This window comes from Actinomadura sp. NPDC048955 (genome assembly GCF_040649435.1).
Classification (GTDB): Bacteria; Actinomycetota; Actinomycetes; order Streptosporangiales; family Streptosporangiaceae; genus Spirillospora; species Spirillospora luteofluorescens.
This window is the reverse complement of sequence record NZ_JBEZJI010000035.1, coordinates 42,938-61,350: the sequence shown is the minus strand read 5'-3', so window position 1 is coordinate 61,350 and position 18,413 is coordinate 42,938. Positions and strand designations below refer to the sequence as shown.

Sequence of the window (18,413 nt, the reverse complement as noted above, 5' to 3'; positions counted from 1 at the left end):
TTCGGCGGTGCCGGGCGCTCAGTGGAGGGGGACGTCGAGGATGCGGTCGTCGCCTGGACGGGGGGTGCCCCGGCCGTCCTGGTTGCTGGTCGTCACCCACAGTGAGCCGGCCGGTGTGCGGACGACCGCGCGCAGCCTTCCGTAGTGGCCCTGGAAGCGGGCGATGGGGGGTCCCGCCTCGCCGTTGTCAAGGGGGATCTGCCAGAGGCGCTCGCCGCGCAGCGCGGCGGCCCACAGGGAACCGTCCGCGTAGGCGAGGCCGGACGGCGACGCCTGGTCGGTCGTCCAGGTCAGGAGCGGGTCGGTGAAGCCCTTGCGGTGGCCGACGCCCTCGACGACCGGCCAGCCGTAGTTGCGGCCCTTGACGATCAGGTTGATCTCGTCGAAGCGGTCCTGGCCGAACTCGGTGGCGTACATGCGGCCCGCGCCGTCCCAGGCGAGGCCCTGGACGTTGCGGTGCCCGTACGTCCAGACACGGGTGCCGAACGGGTTGCCGGGCGCGGGTGCGCCGTCGGGGGTGACGCGGAGGATCTTGCCGCCGAGGGAGTTCTTGTCCTGGGCCTTGCCGCCCTCGCCGGTCTCGCCGGTGGTGACGTAGAGCATCTTGTCCGGACCGAACGCCAGGCGCCCGCCGTTGTGGATGGCGCCCTTGGGTATGCCGGTGACGATCGGTTTCAGGTCGCCGAGACGGCCGTCATAGGTGGCGCGCACGACACGGTTGTCGGACGCGGCCGTGTAGTACAGGTAGACGAAATGGTCGGTTCCGTAAGACGGGGACACGGTGACGCCGAGGAGGCCGCCCTCACCTTGTGCGTCCACGCCGGGTACCGTGCCGACCGTCGTCTTGCGGCCGGACGGCGCGACGCGCAGGAGCCGGGCGGTGTCGCGTTCGGTCACCAGTGCGTCGCCTCCGGGCAGGAACGCCACGGCCCACGGCACCTTGAGGCCGTCGGTGACAGTGCGGGGCATGCCCGGCATGCCGCTCGCGGTCCCGGACGGGGAAGCGGACGCCGGTGGCGGGGTCCGTCCCTCCCCGCCCCCGGACGGTGAGGACGAGCAGGCCGCGAGGAGCGCGGCCACCGAGGCCAGGACGGCCGGGACGAGGATGGTCGTGTGCTGTCGCATGGGCGCCTCCCGCAGGTGGTACGGATCCCCGGTGCTCACCGTTCCCTGTGACGCAGGGTAATCCCGGGCAAGGCGGCGATCCGGTGACGTTCGGCTTTCGGACGTCCCAAACGGATCCGAGACGAGGCCGTTCGTCGCGGGAAGGTCGCCCAGCCTCAATCGCTCCGTGACCTACCGAACGTACAGTGAGCGACACGGTGATCCCGTAGTGCAGCAACGTCGCTGATTGCCGGCAGGCGAGGCCGGTGCGCTCGCCACCGGTCCGCGCCGATCCGGCGCGGGGCACGATCCGTGACCTTCGGGCCGTTATCCAGGCGGCGGGGGTCGTGGACCCCGAACTCCCCTGGCACGGCGCGGCCTCCGCCAGGGCCGACCAGCCCATCGGGCAGGAAGGGACACGGCGCGATGAGCGGCGACTACGCCAGGCGGGTTCCGCCGCGTGCGCTGCCGGTCGCCTTGGCGGCGATCGTCGGTGTGCTGTACGCCACCGGCTCGCTGCTCGGCTGGGGCGGCCGCGCCTTCATCGCCTGGACCGAGGCGGGCGCCGCGGGCGCCGCCGCGATCTCCCTGCTGCTGTCGTCCCGGCGTCCCGACGGCCCGTCCGCCGACCCGGCCGGCGCTCCCGCCGGCATCTGGCGCGCGTCCTGGCGGTGGTACGGCATCGCCGCCGCCTCCTGGTTCGTCGGCGCGGTCGGCGGCGCGCTGGCGTACGGCTCGGGCCGCAGCGCCCTGTCGCTGTCGGTGCCCGACCTGTTCTACCTGCTCGCGCTGGTCGCGCTCGTCACGGGCCTGGTCGCGCCGATCCGGCTGCCCCGCGACGCGGGGACCTGGCTGCGCTACGCCGCCGACACCTACGTCTGCGCCTGCGCGCTGTTCGTCCTCGGCTGGGTGGCCCTGTTCGGGAACCTGTACCACCGGTCGGGTGAGTCGCCGCCGGAGTTCCTGCTGGAGCTGCTGTATCCGCTGATCGACATCGTGTTCGTCTGCGGGGCGCTGCCGTTCGTCCTCGGCGCCGCGCGCGGGCACCGCCGCCTCGCCTGGATGGGGTACGGCGCGCTGGCCGCCATCGCGGCGGCCGACATCGTGACCACCTTCGTCCGGCTGGACGGGGGCGGGTCCGCCGAGGACCCCTCCGACATCCTGCGCCTGGCGGGGCTGCTGCTCCTGCTGCTGGTGCCGTGGACGGGCCCGGCGGCCGAGCCGGAGCTGCCGGTCGACGACATCCCCGAGGACGTCGCGGCGCCCGCCGAGGAGTGCGGCCGCATGCTCGGCCCCGGTCTCGCGCCCGCCGCGGTGGCCGCCGCGGCCGCGCTGTTCATCGCGGGCCACTCGATCGCCGGCAACGACGGCCTGGAGCCGGCGATCTCGATCGCCGCGGGCTCGGCCGCGCTGGTGCTGATCGCGCGCCTGGCCGCGCTGCTGCGGGAGAACGAGGCGCTGCGCCAGGCCGTGGACACCGGCGAGGAGCACTTCCGGGCGCTGTCGGAGAGCATCAACGACGCGGTGCTGATCTGCGACCTGGACGCCACCGTCCGGCACGCCAGCGCGGGCGCCCTGCGGACCTACCGCTACACCCAGGACGAGCTGCTCGGCCGGCCGCTGAACGAGATCATCCACCCGGAGGACCTGCCGCGCGTCCAGCAGGTGTTCACCGAGTTCCTGGACGAGCCGTCCGGCGACGTCGGGCCGCAGGACGCGCTGCGGGTGTCGTGCCGGCTGCGCGCGGCGGACGGGACGTGGCTGCCGACGGAGTCCACGATCTCCCGCTACAAGGGCTCGGACGGGGCGCCGTCGCGGCTGCTGGTCACCACCCGCGACCTGAGCGAGCGGGCGGCGCTGCAACGGCAGGTCGCCCATCTGACCTTCCACGACGGGCTGACGGGCCTGCCGAACCGGTCCTACTTCGAGGAGCGCACGCGGGAGGTGCTGTCGCGGCAGGCGTCCGGCGGCAAGGCCGCGGTGGTGTTCGTCGACCTGGACGGGTTCACCGCCGTGAACGACTCCGACGGGCACGCGGCCGGTGACCAGGTGCTCGCGCAGGCGGCCCGGCGGCTGCGCGCGAACGTCCAGGCCGATGACACGGTGGCACGGTGGGGCGGCGACGAGTTCGCCGTCCTGGTGCAGCTGCCGCCGGACGAAGGTGAGACGCGCGCCACAGTGGAACTCGCCGGTCGGCTCCTTCGCGTGCTTTCGGTCGACCCATACCAGGTCGGTAACAAGCACATCGTGCTGACGGCGAGTGTCGGCATCGCGTTCGCCGCCGACGCGGAGCAGCCGAACGGCGGCGGATCGGACGCGGGGCGCCGGCTCCGCCGGGGCGCCGCCGAACTGATTCGCAACGGTGACCTCGCGATGGCCCGCGCGAAGGAGCTCGGCGGCGGGCGCGTCGAGGTGTACGCGCCGCACATGCACGCCGACGTCGTCAGGCGTCTGGAGCTTGGCAGCGACCTTCAGGCGGCGCTCGCCGAGGAGCAGTTCTCCGTGGAGTTCCAGCCGGTCGTCGACCTGGCCACCTCACGGGTGACGGGCGTGGAGGCGCTGCTGCGCTGGCGCCGGGGGAGCGAGGCGGTACCGCCGGAGGAGTTCATCGGCCTGGCCGAGGAGTCCGGCCTGATGATCCCGCTCGGCGACTGGATGCTGCGGGAGGCGTGCCGGGAGGTGGCCCGCTGGCGCGGCGACTCGTGGGACGTGGGCCTGTCGGTGAACTTCACCGCCCGGCAGATCGCCGCGCCGCGGTTCGTGGAGTCGGTCGCGGCGGCGCTGGCGGAGACCGGGCTGCCGCCGCAGGCGCTCACGCTGGAGGTGCGCGAGGAGGTCCTCGTCGAGGACGCCGACCAGAACGTCGAGCGCCTGTCCCAGCTGCGCGACCTCGGCGTCCGGCTCGCGATCGACGACTTCGGCACCGGGTACGCCTCGCTGGCCTACCTCGGGCAGCTCCCGGTCGACATCATCAAGATCGACCCGTCGTTCGTGGCGGGGCTCGGCTCGGACGAGACGCTGACGCTGCTCACCCGGACGATCGTGCGGCTCGGCAGCGACCTCGGGCTGACCGTGGTGGCGGAGGGCATCGAGCGGCCCGAGCAGCTGGAGCTGCTGCGGGAGATGGGCTGCCCGCGCGGCCAGGGATTCCTCGTGGCGCGGCCGATGGCGGCGCAGCGGGTCGAGTCGCTGGTGCGGACGAACCTCGCCGGGAAGGCCCGCCCGGGCGACGTCCCGCTCCCGCTGCCGGGATGACGGTGTGCGCGGTCATGCCGGCGGCGGCCGCCCCGGGGCGACATGCCGTCTCGACATATGAGACAAAGCGTCCACGGATTTGACCGGTGGCCGGACATCGGCGAAAGTGGGCACGTGCAGAGCACCTCCACCATCCTCGTAGTACTTGGTCGGCGCGCAGGCTGACCAAGCTTTCCGTCCTGCGCGCCTCCCCTCGACCGCCCCACGGCGGCGGGGGTTTTTTGTTGCCCGGCGAGCCAACACTCACTCCCCAAGGAACCGCAGAATCATGACGACCGAACAGATGACGGGAGCTCAGGCGCTGGTCCGCGCCCTGGAGAACGTCGGCGTCGACACGGTGTTCGGGATCCCGGGTGGCGCGATCCTCCCGGCGTACGACCCGCTGTTCGACTCCAGGAAGCTGCGCCACATCCTCGTCCGGCACGAGCAGGGCGCGGGCCACGCCGCCCAGGGCTACGCGATGGTGACCGGCAAGGTGGGCGTCTGCATGGCCACCAGCGGGCCGGGCGCGACCAACCTCGTCACGGCGATCTCCGACGCCTACATGGACTCGGTGCCGATCGTGGCGATCACGGGCCAGGTCGCGTCCTCGCTGATCGGCACCGACGGCTTCCAGGAGGCCGACATCGTCGGCATCACGATGCCGATCACCAAGCACAACTTCCTGGTCACCCGGGCCGAGGACATCGGGCGCACCATCGCCGAGGCGTTCCACGTCGCGGGCACCGGGCGGCCGGGCCCCGTCCTGGTCGACATCGCCAAGGACGCCCTGCAGGCGACGGTCGCGTTCGAGTGGCCGGTCGCGCTGCAGCTGCCCGGGTACCGGCCCGTCACCCGGCCGCACTCCAAGCAGGTCCGCGAGGCGGCACGGCTGATCGTCCAGGCGCGGCGCCCGGTGCTGTACGTCGGCGGCGGGGTGCTGAAGGCGGGCGCGGCCGCCGAGCTGAAGGTGCTCGCCGAGCTGACCGGTGCGCCGGTCGTCACCACGCTGATGGCCAAGGGCGCGCTGCCCGACAGCCACCCGTTGAACATGGGCATGCCGGGCATGCACGGCGCGGTCGGCGCGGTCGGCGCGCTGCAGCGCGCCGATCTGCTGGTCGCGCTCGGCGCCCGGTTCGACGACCGCGTCACCGGGAAGCTGGACGGGTTCGCGCCGCACGCCAAGGTCGTGCACGCCGACATCGACCCGGCGGAGATCTCCAAGAACCGGCACGCCGACGTCCCGATCGTCGGGGACGCCCGCGAGGTGATCGCCGACCTGATCGTCGCCCTGCAGAACGAGCACGAGGCGGGCCGCAAGGGCGACTACTCCGACTGGTGGCGCCAGCTCGGCGCCTGGCGCGAGACGTACCCGCTGGGGTACGACACCCCCGCCGACGGGTCGCTGTCGCCGCAGTACGTCATCGAGCGGATCGGGCGGATCGCGGGGCCGGAGGCGTACTACGTCGCGGGCGTCGGCCAGCACCAGATGTGGGCCGCGCAGTTCATCAAGTACGAGCGGCCGGGCGCGTTCCTGAACTCGGGGGGCGCCGGGACGATGGGGTACTCCGTCCCGGCGGCGATGGGCGCCAAGGTCGGCGCGCCGGACACCACGGTCTGGGCGATCGACGGCGACGGCTGCTTCCAGATGACCAACCAGGAGCTCGCGACCTGCGCGATCGAGGGCATCCCGGTCAAGGTCGCCGTGATCAACAACGGTAACCTCGGGATGGTCCGGCAGTGGCAGACGCTCTTCTACAACGAGCGCTACTCCAACACCAACCTGCACTCGGCCAAGCGGATCCCCGACTTCGTCAAGCTCGCCGAGGCGTACGGCTGCGTCGGCCTGCGCTGCGAGAAGGCCGAGGACGTCGACGAGGTCATCGCCAAGGCCATGGAGATCAACGACGCCCCCGTCGTGATCGACTTCGTCGTCCACCAGGACGCCATGGTGTGGCCGATGGTCGCGGCCGGCACCGGCAACGACGACATCAAGATCGCCCGGGACATGGCGCCCGACTGGGAGAACGGAGACTGACCCCGATGAGCCTGCACACCCTCTCGGTGCTGGTGGAGAACAAGCCCGGCATCCTGGCTCGGGTCGCGGCGCTGTTCTCCCGGCGCGGCTTCAACATCGAGTCCCTCGCGGTGGGCACCACCGAGCATCCGGAGATCTCCCGGATGACGATCGTGGTGAACGTCGCCGACCTGCCGCTGGAGCAGGTCACCAAGCAGCTCAACAAGCTGATCAACGTGCTGAAGATCGTCGAGCTGGATCCCTCGGCGTCCGTCCAGCGCGAGCTCGTGCTGGTCAAGGTGCGGGCCGACGCCGAGACCCGCTCGCAGGTCCTGGAGACCGTGACGCTGTTCCGCGCCAAGGTGGTGGACGTCGCGCCCGACGCCGTCACGATCGAGGCGACCGGCAACCGCGACAAGCTGGACGCGTTCATCAGGATCCTGGAGCCGTTCGGCATCAAGGAACTGGTGCAGTCGGGCATGGTGGCCGTCGGCCGCGGCGCCCGGTCCATCACCGACCGCTCGCTGCGGGCCATCGAGCGCAGCGCCTGACCCGCGACCCGACGCCGCCCCGCTGGGCGGCACCAACCACACCAACGAAAGGCAACAGCACTGTGGCTGAGATGTTCTACGACGACGCCGCCGACCTGAGCGTGATCCAGGGCCGGCACGTGGCGATCATCGGCTACGGCAGCCAGGGGCACGCGCACGCGCTCTCGCTGCGCGACTCGGGCGTCGACGTGCGGGTCGGGCTCCGCGAGGGGTCGGCCAGCCGGGAGAAGGCGGAGGCCGAGGGCCTGCGCGTGGTCACCCCGGCGGAGGCCGCCGAGGAGGCCGACCTGATCATGCTGCTGGCCCCCGACCACCACCACCGGGAGATCTTCGAGAAGGACATCAGGCCCGCCCTCGTCGAGGGCGACGCGCTGTTCTTCGGCCACGGCTTCAGCATCCGCTACGACCTCGTCCAGCCGCCGGAGGGCGTGGACGTGGCCATGGTCGCGCCCAAGGGCCCGGGCCACCTCGTGCGCCGCCAGTTCGTCGCCGGGCGCGGCGTGCCGGTGATCGTGGCGGTGGAGAAGGACGCGTCCGGCAACGCCTGGCCGCTGGCGCTGTCCTACGCCAAGGCCATCGGCGGCCTGCGCGCGGGCGGCATCAAGACGACCTTCACCGAGGAGACCGAGACCGACCTGTTCGGCGAGCAGTCGGTGCTGTGCGGCGGCGTCTCGGAGCTGATCAAGACCGGGTTCGAGGTGCTGACCGAGGCCGGCTACCAGCCGGAGGTCGCCTACTTCGAGGTCCTGCACGAGATGAAGCTGATCGTCGACCTGATGTACGAGGGCGGCGTCTCCAAGATGTACTGGTCGGTGTCCGACAACGCCGAGTACGGCGGCTACAGCCGCGGGCCGCGCGTGATCACGCCGGAGACCAAGGCCGCGATGAAGAAGATCCTCGGCGAGATCCAGTCCGGCGAGTACGCCAAGGAGCTGGTGGACGAGTTCGAGGGCGGCCAGAAGAAGTTCACGCAGTACCGCGAGGAGCTGGCCCAGCACCCGATCGAGAAGACGGGCGCCGAGCTGCGCCCGATGATGAGCTGGCTCAACGACTGAGCCGTTCGGTGAGAGCGCGGGGACCGGTGCCCGGTTCCCGCGCTTTCGCATGCCCGCGGTCAGCGCGCGGGCTCAGCGCCGGAGGCGGCGGCGGATCCTGTCGCGCAGGGAGGCGGGTTCGGCGGCCTCGGCCACGAGCAGGGCCAGGTGGCCGCCCTTGGTGAAGTAGAGGGTGACGTCCTTCGTGCCGAGGGCCCGCCGCTGGGCCGCCGTCTTGACGCCCTCGGCGCGCACCGAGCCGAAGCGGGCCTCGCGGGTGACGCCGAGGGCGGTCGCGGTGACGTGCACGTCCCAGCGCCCGGGTTCCACGGCGGCCGGGTCGGCGACGACCTCGAACCCGCCGGTGCGGCCCGCGCGGGGGTCGGCGACGAAGCCGTGCTCCTTGCCGGACGCGCGCTCCCGCAGGACGACGTCGACGGACGTCCGCCCGGTCTCGACGCGCTGGAGGGCGGCGAGGCCGCGGATGCGCACCTTCTTGCCCTGCCAGCAGACGGCCTCCAGGCGGTGCTCGACGCCGACCTCGGTGGTGATGTCGGCGTCCTGCCGGGAGACGCCGCGCAGGTAGGGGTACATCGCGTAGATCCGGCCGCCGACCACGACCGCCCCCGCCGGGGTCCCTTCGACCTCGTCCCGGATGAGCCGCTCCAGCTCCTCGCGCAGGCCGTGCTGGATGCAGAACGCCCTGAGCCGCGCGGACGCGGGCATCGCGGCGCGGGCGGCCTCGCTCAGCCCGTCCTCGCCGAGGACGCGGCGCGTGCCCTCCACGAGGCGCTCCCGCTGCGGGCCGTCGAGGGCCAGGAACCGGTGGTCGTACACGCGCAGGACGTCGCGGAGAACGCTGATGGTGCTGTCCGAGGTCACGGGCATCTCCTGATCGGCCGGGGACATCGGTCACGGTAAGGCCCCGGCCCGTCGCGCACAGTGAATTCCGGCCGGTGTGTCGCCCCGGATGCATACTCGGTATTGCCTGACCCATACTGGGTATGCATACTTGGTAGGCATGTCCATCCGACACGGTCTGCTGGCCCTGCTGTCCCAGGGGCCCCGCTACGGCTACCAGCTGCGCGCCGAGTTCGAGTCGTCCACCGGCGCCACCTGGCCGCTCAACATCGGCCAGGTCTACTCCACCCTGTCCCGCCTCGAACGCGACGAGCTCGTCACGCGCGTCGGCGCCGACGACGAGGGCCGGTTCGTCTACCGGATCACCCCGGCGGGGGAGGAGGACGTGCGGCGGTGGTTCGCCACCCCCATCGCCCGCTCCGACCGGCCCCGCGACGAGCTGACGATCAAGCTGGCGATGGCCGTCACCACGCCCGGCGTCGACGCCGCGCACGTCGTCCAGACCCAGCGCACCGCAACGCTGCGCACCCTGCAGGACCTCACCCGCCTCAAGGCCGACGCGCCCGCCGTCCCCGCCGGCCAGGGCGACCGCGCGTGGCGGCTGGTCCTGGAATCCATGATCTTCCAGGCGGAGGCCGAGGTCCGCTGGCTGGACCACTGCGAGGCCTACGTCGCCCGCGCCGAGCCCGCCGCCCCCTCGGCCCCCGTCGAGGTGCCCGCTCCGGCCGACGAGGAGGCGCGGCGATGAGCCTGCTGGCGATGCGGGAGGTGTCCCGCGACCACGGCGCCGGCCCGTCCCTCGTCCACGCGCTGCGCGAGGTGACGCTGGACGTCGCGGCGGGCGAGTTCGTCGCCGTGATGGGCCCGTCCGGCTCCGGCAAGTCGACCCTGCTGGCGCTCGCCGGCGGGCTCGACCATCCCACCGCGGGACAGGTCCTGGTGGACGGCGCCGACCTCGGCGCGCTCGGCAGGGCCGGGCGGGCCGCGCTGCGCCGCCGCGGTGTCGGCTACGTCTTCCAGGACCTCAACCTCATCCCGAGCCTCACCGCGGGCGAGAACGTCATGCTGCCGCGCGAGCTGGACGGCGTCCGCGCCCGCACGGCCCGCCGCGAGGCGCGGGAGGCGCTCGCGGAGGTCGGCGTCGCCGAGCTGGCCGACCGGTTCCCCGACGAGATGTCCGGCGGCCAGCAGCAGCGCGTCGCGATCGCCCGCGCGCTGGTCGGCGACCGGCGGCTCGTCCTCGCCGACGAGCCGACCGGGGCGCTCGACAGCCACACCGGCGAGGACGTCCTGCGCGTCCTGCGGGCCCGCTGCGACGCGGGCGCGTCCTGCCTGATGGTCACGCACGAGTCCCGGCACGCCGCCTGGGCCGACCGGATCGTGTTCCTGCGCGACGGCCGGATCGTCGACGCCACGCCCCGCTCGGCCGGCCCCGAGAGCCTCCTCCAGGAGACCCCGTGAACCGCTACGTCTTCGCGCTGCGCATGGCCCGCCAGGACGCGCTGCGCGCCAAGGGCCGCACCGCGCTGGTGCTGTCCATGATCGGCCTGCCGATCGGCGTCGTCGTCGCCCTGGCCGTGCTCAGCTCGACCGCCGAGGCGGGAGCCGGCGGCGGGGCGGGCGCGCCGAGCGCCGCCGAGTCGGCCGTGCTCGCGATGATCGTCTCGATGGTCGTGCTGGAGGTCGTCCTGCTCGCCGGGCCGGCGTTCATGGTGGACGCCCGGCGTCGGCGCCGCGACCTCGCGCTCGTCGCGGCCTCGGGCGGTGCGGGCCGGCACCTGCGCGCCGTCGTGCTGGCGAGCGGCCTGCTCCTCGGCGGGATCGCCGCGGTGGCCGGCGCCGGGCTCGGCATCGCCGCCGCGGCCGTGGTCGCGCGGGTCGCGTCCGGACCGGACGGCTTCGGCCCGCTCACCGTGCCGTGGGCCACGATCGCCGTGACGATGCTGCTCGGCGCGGGCAGCGGCCTGCTCGCCGCCCTGGTGCCCGCGCGCCAGGCCGGGCGGATGGACGTCGTCGCCGCCCTCGCCGGACGCCGCGAACCGCCCGGCCGGGCGCGGCGCGGCCTGCCGATCGCCGGCGGCGTCCTCGTCGTCGCGGGCCTGGCGGCCTCCCTGGAGGGCGTCCGGGTGCTGCGCGAGTTCGGCGCCGCGCTCGGCGCCGCGGCGATCATCATCGGCCTGGTGCTCGCCGCTCCGTGGATCGTCGGGGCGACCGGGCGGCTCGCGCCCCGGCTCCCGCTGCCGCTGCGCCTGGCCGTCCGGGACGGCGCCCGCAACCGGGCCCGCACCGCGCCCGCGGTCGCCGCGATCATGGCGGCCGTGGCGGGCGTCACCGCGCTGGCCATCGGGGGCGCCAGCGACTTCGAGCAGCGGCGGGTGGAGTACCAGGCGCAGTTGCCCCACGGCTCGGCGCTGATCCGGCTGCCGCAGGGCGAGAACCAGGGCGCCGCCGAGGCCGCCATCCGGCGCGACCTGCCGGGCGTGCCCGTCGTCCCGATCCGCACCCTTCCCGGGCCCTGGGGGGAATGCCTGGCGCAGGACACCTCGAAGTGCCCCGCGCTGTCCTTCTCGGCCGAGCGCGACGGGGCGGGCGTCAACGAGATCCTGCCGATCGTGGTCGGCGGCTCCCGCGAGGCCCGGATGCTGCTCGGCCGCGACGATCCCGCGGTGACCTCGGCGCTGGACGCGGGCAAGATCGTCCTGTTCCGGGTGCGGCCGCTCGACGACGGGACGGTCACCGCCGCCGCGACCTACTGGGACGACGACCGGGAGCACACGATCGCGCGGGTCGAGGACCTGCCGGCCGTCGCCGCCCAGGGCGACCCGCACGTGCCGGCCATCGTCCCGCCGAAGATCGCGGAGCGGCTCGCCGCGACGGCGGGCGTGCCCGTCCGGACGGAGGCGTACGGGGTCGACCGCGCCGACCACCGGGTCACCGAGGCCGAGCAGGCACGGCTGACCAGCACGATGAAGACCTTCAGCGACGACTCCAGCGCCGTCCGCGTCGAGCGGGGCTTCACCGAGTCGTACGGGAAGATCACGCTGATGCTCGGCGCGGTCGCGGCGGTCCTGGCGCTCGGCGCCACCCTGATCGCCACCGGGCTCGCCGGCGCCGACGCCCGCCCCGACCTGGCGACCCTGCGCGCCGTCGGCGCCCGGCCCCGCACCCGCCGGCTGCTGACCGCGGGCCGGGGCGCCTACATCGCCGGGCTCGGCTGCTGGCTCGGCATCGCCGGCGGGCTCGTCCCCGGCCTCGCGGTGACGCACCCGCTCACCGACGGCGTGGAGGAGACCGGCGCCGCCCCGCACGGCACGATCACCGACATCCCGTGGCTGCTCCTGCTCGCGATCGCGGTCGGCGTCCCGCTCGTCGCGGCGTGCGCCGCCGGCGCGGTGACCGGCGGCCGCCTCCCGAAGGCCGGGCGCACCCCGGGGTAGAAGCGCCCGCCGGGGCCCCTCGGCCGCGCGCCGGCGCTGGTGATAGCGTCCGGCGCGTGGTCGAGGCGGTTGCGGTGCAGGGACCGGCCGGTGAACCCGCCGCGGGCCGCGGGGGCGCCGCCCGGCGCCGGCGCGCCGCCCTGGCCGCGATGATCGCGGCGAGCGCGCTGCTGTACGGGGCGTACTCGCTGATGCGGCTGCGCGCCTTCCGGACGGGCAGCTACGACCTGGTGATCTTCGACCAGGCGATCCGCTCCTACAGCCGGTTCGGCATGCCGGTCGCCATCGTCAAGGGCGTCCACAACGACTTCGGCCCGGACTTCTCGATCCTCGGCGACCACTTCTCGCCGATCCTCGCGCTGCTCGCGCCGCTCTACTGGATCCACGACGGCCCGGGGACGCTGCTGGTCGCGCAGGCCGTCCTGCTCGCGCTCGCGATCCCGCCGATCTGGCGGTACACCGAGCGCAGGCTCGGCGCCCGCGCCGCCTACTGCGCCGCGGGCGCCTACGCGCTGTCCTGGCCGATCGCCGAGGCGCTCGCCTTCGACTTCCACGAGGTCGCCTTCGTGCCGCTGCTGTCGGCGCTGATGGTCGAGCGGCACGACGCGGGACGGCGGCTCCAGGCGGCCGCCGCCGCGTTCGCCCTGCTGCTGGTGAAGGAGGACATGGGGCTGCTGCTCGCCGGCTTCGGCCTCTACCTGCTCACCCGTCCCACCGGCCGCGGGCGGCGGGGCCTGCGCGAACTCCTGCCCCCCGGCGATCGGCGGGCGGGCCTGGCCTACGTCGCGGTGGGGCTGGCCGCGACCTGGGCCTGCTCCCGCGTGGCCGTCGCGGCGTTCGGCGGGGACAACGACTACTACTGGGCGTACGGGGCGCTCGGCCCTGACCTTCCCCACGCGGCGGTGCACGCCGTCACCCACCCGTGGGACGTCCTGCGCGTCCTCGGCGACCCACCGCAGAAGCTCCTCACGATGGCGCTGCTGCTGCTCCCGTTGCTCCTTCTGCCCTTGGCGTCCCCGCTGACCCTCACGGCCCTCCCTCTACTCGCCGAGCGCATGCTCGCCAGCCGGTTCGGCAACTGGTGGGAGCCGCACTACCACTACAACGCGTTCATCGTCGCCGTGCTCGTGCTGGCGGCGGCGGACGGCGCGGCGCGGCTGGGCGGGCGGGATCGGATCGCGCGCGGCCGGCTGGGACGGCTGCCGTCCGCCGCGCCGATGGCGGGGCTCCTCGCGGTCACGGTCGCGTGCGTGCCGTTCTTCGCCTACCGCCATCTGACCGATCCCGCGCTGTGGCGGCCGAACGAGCGGGCCCTGGCGGCGTCCGCGGCCGTCGCGCGCATCCCGGACGGAGCGCTCGTCGAGGCCGCCAACGGCCTCGGCCCGGCGCTGACGTCCCGCACCCGCGTGCTGCTGTGGGACGACCGCTCACACGGCGCGCCCTGGGTGATCGCCCAGGTGGAGCGGCTGGAGTTCCCGTTCGATTCGCCGGCCGAGCAGCGGCGGCGCGTCGGGGAGCTGAAGGCGGACGGGTACCGGGAGGTCTTCCGGAGGGGCGGTTACATCGTGCTGCACCGGGACGTCGCCGACCCCTGGTGAGGCGAGCCCCGGGGTGAGGCGGACGCCTGGGGAGGCGGACGCCGGTAAGGGCGAACCCCTGATAAGGCGAAACGCGGCATTTGGACAGATTGTCCGATGACCGATCATCGTCGCACGGGTCAGAATTTCAGTGAAGGCGCCGATCGGCCAATCATCCCTATCCTTTCTGGGTACTTTGCCAGATACTTGAAGAAAGCCGTTGCGGCCGCGGCCGGCGCGGGAGAACCTGCGCGAACACCCCGTGACCTTGGCCGGAGCGGGCTTGGGGCGTGTGCATGAGCGGTGTGAGGCGGAACGGCGGCGAGGCGAGGGCCCCGAAGGACGGCGGCCCGGAATTCCCCGCCCGGCGGACAATGCGGCGGGCGGGCGAATCCCCGGTGATCCGTGCGGCGGACCCGGGGACCGAACACGGCGAGGAGCCGTGACATGCCGGGGCGGGAGGACAAGGACGTCCGGCGCTTCGAGACGTGCGGGCGGGCGTGGATCGGCGTCCTGCGGCACGTGTGGGCGGCCGGGGAGGCGGGGCTGGAGGACGGCGGGCCCATCATCGAGGGGCCGCCGCTGCTGTTCGAGATCTGCTCGCTGAGCTGGGAGGACCCGATCCTGCACGAGTACGGCGACCGGGCCCGGCTCGTCCGCAGGGCGCAGGAGCGCACCCGCCGGGTCGTCCGCGGGCGGTTCTGGCCGCGGCTGCACGACCTGCAGGGCCACGACCAGATCCGGTGGGTGGTGGACCTGCTGCGCGCGAGACCGTGGACCACCAGCGCGTGGATCTCGCTGACGATCCCGGGCGAGCCGGCCGACGGGCTGCCGGCGCTGACCGCGCTGTCGTTCCGCATCCGCGGCTACCGGCTGATCATGACGGCGATGTTCCGGTCGCAGAACGTCCACCGCGCCTACCTGGCCTACATCCCGCTCCGCGAGGTGCAGGTCCAGGTCGCCGACGAGCTCGGGCTGCCGCCTGGGCCGCTGCGGGTGTTCGTGGACGTCCCGCACGTGCACGTCGGCGACGCCGAGCGGGTCGCGTCGGTGCTCGCCTCGGTGCCGGAGCCGAACGCCGCCTGACCGAAACCGGCGCCGCGGGACGAACCGGAGTTACTGGTGGGTCTTTCCCCGCCGCGAACCGCCGCCGCCCCCGGGTTATAGACTCACCGGAGGGGGCGAGGGCACGACGAGGTGACTCGCGACTTCACCTGCACGGCACACGAACACCTACTTTTCTCGAAGGACTGTTTCCACTTGAGCAAGCCCGTCGTCCTCGTCGCTGAAGAACTCTCCCCGGCCGGCATCGCCGTCCTGGAGGCCGACTACGACGTCCGCCACGTCGACGGCAGCGACAAAGACCAGCTGCTGCCCGCCGTCGCCGACGTGGACGCCATGATCGTCCGCAGCGCCACCAAGGTCACCGCCGAGGTGTTCCAGCACGCCAGGAGGCTCCGGGTCGTCGCCCGGGCCGGCGTCGGCCTCGACAACGTCGACGTGGAGGCCGCCACCAAGGCCGGCGTCATGGTCGTCAACGCGCCCACGTCCAACATCGTCACCGCCGCCGAGCACGCGATCGCGCTGCTCCTGGCCGTCGCCCGGAACGTGCCGCAGGGCCACTCCGCGCTCAAGCAGGGCGAGTGGAAGCGCTCCAAGTACACCGGCGTGGAGCTCCAGGGCAAGACCGTCGGCGTCCTCGGCCTCGGCCGCATCGGCGTCCTCGTCGCCCAGCGCCTCGCCGCCTTCGACATGAACGTGATCGCGTTCGACCCCTACGTGCAGGCCGCCCGCGCCGCGCAGCTCGGTGTGAAGCTCGTCACCATCGACGAGCTGCTCCGCGAGAGCGACTTCATCACCGTCCACCTGCCGAAGACGCCCGAGACCCTCGGCCTCATCGGCGACCGCGAGCTGCAGCAGGTCAAGCCCTCCGTCCGCATCGTCAACGCCGCCCGCGGCGGCATCGTCGACGAGGCGGCCCTCGACCTCGCGCTCAAGGACGGCCGCGTCGCCGGCGCCGGCATCGACGTGTTCAGCACCGAGCCGTGCACCGAGAGCCCGCTGTTCCACCACGACAGCGTCGTCGTCACCCCGCACCTCGGCGCCAGCACCCACGAGGCGCAGGAGAAGGCGGGCACCCAGGTCGCCCGCTCCGTGAAGCTCGCGCTGTCCGGCGAGTTCGTCCCGGACGCGGTGAACGTGCAGGGCGGCGCCGTCGCCGAGGACGTCAAGCCCGGCCTGCCGCTCGCCGAGAAGCTCGGCCGCATCTTCACCGCCCTCGCCGGCGGCGTCCCCGTCCGGCTGGACGTGGTGGTCCGCGGCGAGATCGCCGAGCACGACGTCAAGGTCCTGGAGCTGGCCGCGCTCAAGGGCGTCTTCGTGGACGTCATCGAGGAGGCCGTGACCTTCGTCAACGCGCCGCTGCTCGCCCGCGACCGCGGTGTCGAGGTCACCCTCACCACCAGCGAGGACAGCCCCGACTGGCGCAACGTCGTGCAGGTGCGCGGCACCATGGCCGACGGCTCCGTCGTGTCGGTGTCGGGCACCCTCACCGGCCCCAAGCACGCCGAGCGGATCATCGAGATCAACGGCTACAACATGGAGCTCGTCCCGACCGAGCACATGGCGTTCTTCTCCTACGTCGACCGCCCCGGCATCGTCGGCGCGGTCGGCAAGCTGCTCGGCGACGAGCAGGTCAACATCGCCGGCATGCAGGTCGGCCGCGACGCCAAGGGCGGCAAGGCGCTCATCGCGCTCACCGTCGACTCGGCCGTCGCGCCCCAGCTCGTCGACGCCATCACCCGCGAGGTCGGCGCCGACATGGGCCGCCGGGTCGACCTGGAGGGGTAGTCGGGGGTCTGGGGGTTGCCCCCCAGAATGATGCGCGGGTTAGTCGGGGGCTTCCCCCAGAATGATGCGCAGGTGAGCCGTCGCGACGGCTGAGCCTCGGGCGGGCGTCCAGCCATGTGCCGGACGCCCGCTCATCTCATATGCCGAGATTTTGAGCCACGGGTCGGGACAACCCGCCGAACCGGGGGTAGCCTCGCAGTAGTCATGCGGCGCTTCGTGGTAATCCTTCGCTGCCGCAGCGGGGCCTGATCATCGGCAGGCCGGCTCCCGCTGCGGAGGCTCTGCCTGGCCGTGAGTCCGATGCCGCGCCGGACCGTGCGAACCACGGCCCACCGGCGGCCCCTCTGGCCACCAGCTCAGCGATCGGAGCAACCCATCATGAACGACACCCAGAACAACGCCCCCGCCGAAGACGCCCAGGAAGAAGCCGCCCGCGCCCTGCAGACGGCCCTGGATAGAAGAGCCGATTGATCTTTCTCCTCCTTCGGGCACGGAGGGCCCTCCATCGTCAGGCGCAGCGGCTATCGCTGGCATCGCTCCGGCTCGCCTGGCGGCTCGTTGCGCGATCAGGTTCTCGCTTCGCTTGAACCTGCCTTCGGACGCGATCGCCACTTCTCAGGTTGTCGGTGGTTGCTCCCTCGGCTGAGGTGGGCGCGTCCGTTGGGCTTCGGGTCGCCCTTTGGGCCTGACAGTCCCAAGGCTCGCGGTCGGTGAGTGATGCGGTGTGATCTGCGTTACTGCCGTTCATGGGGTGTGGGGCCGTTTCGTCTTCTGTTCGTGAGCACTACGAACGGAGACGTCATGAAGATCTTCATCGCCGGAGCGTCGGGCGCGATCGGCGGCCACCTCGTTCCCCAACTGGTGGCGCGCGGACACGAGGTGGTCGGCACCACCCGCTCGGCCGCCAAGACCGCCGCGCTTCGGGCGCTGGGCGCCGAACCGATGATCGTCGACGCGCTCGACCCCGACTCGGTGGCCGACGCCGTGGCCAGGGCGGAGCCCGAGGTGATCGTCCATCAGCTCACCGCGCTGAGCGGACCGGCGGACTTCCGGCACGTGAAGCGGATGGCGGCGGCCACCGACCGGCTGCGCACCGAAGGCACCGACCACCTGCTGGCCGCCGCGCGCGCCGCCGGCGTCGGCAGGTTCGTGGCACAGAGCAACGCCATGTGGATGGAGCGGACCGGCGGGCCGGTCGCCGACGAGAACGGCCGGATCGAGCCCAGTCCGCCCGCGGACATCGAGAGGTCGGTGGCCGCGCTGCGCCACCTGGAGGAGGCGGTGACCGGTATCACCTGGGCCGACGGGATCGCGCTTCGCTACGGTGGCTTCTATGGGCCGGGGACCGGCATCAGCGCCGAGCGGGACGCCGTGATGACCGAGCAGATCGTCAGGCGGAGGTTCCCGATCGTCGGCGGCGGTGGCGGGGTGTGGTCGCTGGTGCACATCGCCGATGCCGCGTCCGCCACGGTCGCCGCCGTCGAACGCGGCAGGCCCGGGATCTACCACGTCGCCGATGACGAGCCGGCGCCGGTGCGCGTCTGGTTGCCGGAGCTGGCCCGCGCGCTCGGGGCCGAGCCGCCGCGCCGGGTTCCGGCCTGGCCCGTACGCCTGCTGGCGGGCAAGGGGCCGGTGGACCTGATGACGCGGGCCCGCGGCATCTCCAGCGAGAAGACCAAGCGCGAACTGGACTGGGCGCCGCGGTACCCCACCTGGCGAACGGGTTTCACCGACGGGTTGAGGTAGGC

General features: G+C 73.0%; 13 protein-coding genes. 11 read left to right on the top strand and 2 right to left on the bottom strand.

The features are described from left to right. Nucleotides 1-18: 18 nt before the first annotated feature. Nucleotides 19-1,125 carry a PQQ-dependent sugar dehydrogenase gene (locus AB0C84_RS28710; RefSeq protein WP_361072475.1) on the bottom strand — a complete coding sequence of 369 codons (1,107 nt, stop codon included), beginning with the start codon at nt 1,123-1,125 and terminating at the stop codon, nt 19-21. Nucleotides 1,126-1,530: 405 nt separating this feature from the next. On the opposite strand from AB0C84_RS28710, the gene AB0C84_RS28705 reads away from it, so the two are divergent. The 4 genes from AB0C84_RS28705 (at nt 1,531) to ilvC (ending at nt 7,961) form a co-directional block, all read left to right on the top strand. Beyond that, complete coding sequence (locus AB0C84_RS28705) at nt 1,531-4,359, top strand: EAL domain-containing protein (RefSeq protein WP_361072472.1); 2,829 nt, start codon at nt 1,531-1,533, stop codon at nt 4,357-4,359. A gap of 145 nt (nt 4,360-4,504) precedes the next feature. Next, complete coding sequence (locus tag AB0C84_RS28700; RefSeq protein ID WP_361072469.1) at nt 4,505-6,376, top strand: acetolactate synthase large subunit; 1,872 nt, start codon at nt 4,505-4,507, stop codon at nt 6,374-6,376. A 5-nt stretch (nt 6,377-6,381) separates the two neighbouring features. After that, nucleotides 6,382-6,906 (top strand): acetolactate synthase small subunit, encoded by a 525-nt coding sequence (ilvN, locus tag AB0C84_RS28695; protein WP_179833280.1) that lies wholly within the window; start codon nt 6,382-6,384, stop codon nt 6,904-6,906. A gap of 71 nt (nt 6,907-6,977) precedes the next feature. Continuing rightward, on the top strand, nt 6,978-7,961 hold the full coding sequence (gene ilvC, locus AB0C84_RS28690) for a ketol-acid reductoisomerase (RefSeq protein WP_179843417.1): 984 nt from the start codon (nt 6,978-6,980) through the stop codon (nt 7,959-7,961). 72 nt (nt 7,962-8,033) lie between these two features. Here the strand turns inward: ilvC and AB0C84_RS28685 are convergent, their stop codons facing one another. Beyond that, complete coding sequence (locus tag AB0C84_RS28685) at nt 8,034-8,828, bottom strand: hypothetical protein (RefSeq protein WP_361072466.1); 795 nt, start codon at nt 8,826-8,828, stop codon at nt 8,034-8,036. 133 nt (nt 8,829-8,961) lie between these two features. Between AB0C84_RS28685 and AB0C84_RS28680 the strand changes: the two genes are divergently transcribed. From AB0C84_RS28680 to AB0C84_RS28650, 7 genes are all read left to right on the top strand, one after another. Then, nucleotides 8,962-9,549 carry a PadR family transcriptional regulator gene (locus AB0C84_RS28680; RefSeq protein ID WP_361072463.1) on the top strand — a complete coding sequence of 196 codons (588 nt, stop codon included), beginning with the start codon at nt 8,962-8,964 and terminating at the stop codon, nt 9,547-9,549. Next, complete coding sequence (locus tag AB0C84_RS28675; protein WP_361072460.1) at nt 9,546-10,262, top strand: ABC transporter ATP-binding protein; 717 nt, start codon at nt 9,546-9,548, stop codon at nt 10,260-10,262. The genes AB0C84_RS28680 and AB0C84_RS28675 overlap by 4 nt, the downstream gene beginning before the upstream one ends. Next, a complete protein-coding gene (locus tag AB0C84_RS28670; RefSeq protein ID WP_361072457.1) occupies nt 10,259-12,238 on the top strand; it encodes an FtsX-like permease family protein in 1,980 nt (659 codons plus the stop codon). The genes AB0C84_RS28675 and AB0C84_RS28670 overlap by 4 nt, the downstream gene beginning before the upstream one ends. Nucleotides 12,239-12,294: 56 nt before the next feature. Then, the gene (locus AB0C84_RS28665; protein ID WP_361072454.1) at nt 12,295-13,836 is read left to right on the top strand and encodes a DUF2079 domain-containing protein; all 1,542 of its coding nucleotides are present in this window, start codon (nt 12,295-12,297) and stop codon (nt 13,834-13,836) included. A 426-nt stretch (nt 13,837-14,262) separates the two neighbouring features. Next, nucleotides 14,263-14,901, top strand: a complete 639-nt coding sequence (locus tag AB0C84_RS28660; protein ID WP_258944813.1) for a hypothetical protein — start codon at nt 14,263-14,265, stop codon at nt 14,899-14,901. A 174-nt stretch (nt 14,902-15,075) separates the two neighbouring features. Beyond that, the gene (gene serA / locus AB0C84_RS28655) at nt 15,076-16,665 is read left to right on the top strand and encodes a phosphoglycerate dehydrogenase (protein WP_258944814.1); all 1,590 of its coding nucleotides are present in this window, start codon (nt 15,076-15,078) and stop codon (nt 16,663-16,665) included. An 801-nt stretch (nt 16,666-17,466) separates the two neighbouring features. Continuing rightward, a complete protein-coding gene (locus AB0C84_RS28650; RefSeq protein WP_361072450.1) occupies nt 17,467-18,411 on the top strand; it encodes an NAD(P)-dependent oxidoreductase in 945 nt (314 codons plus the stop codon). Nucleotides 18,412-18,413 lie beyond the last annotated feature (2 nt).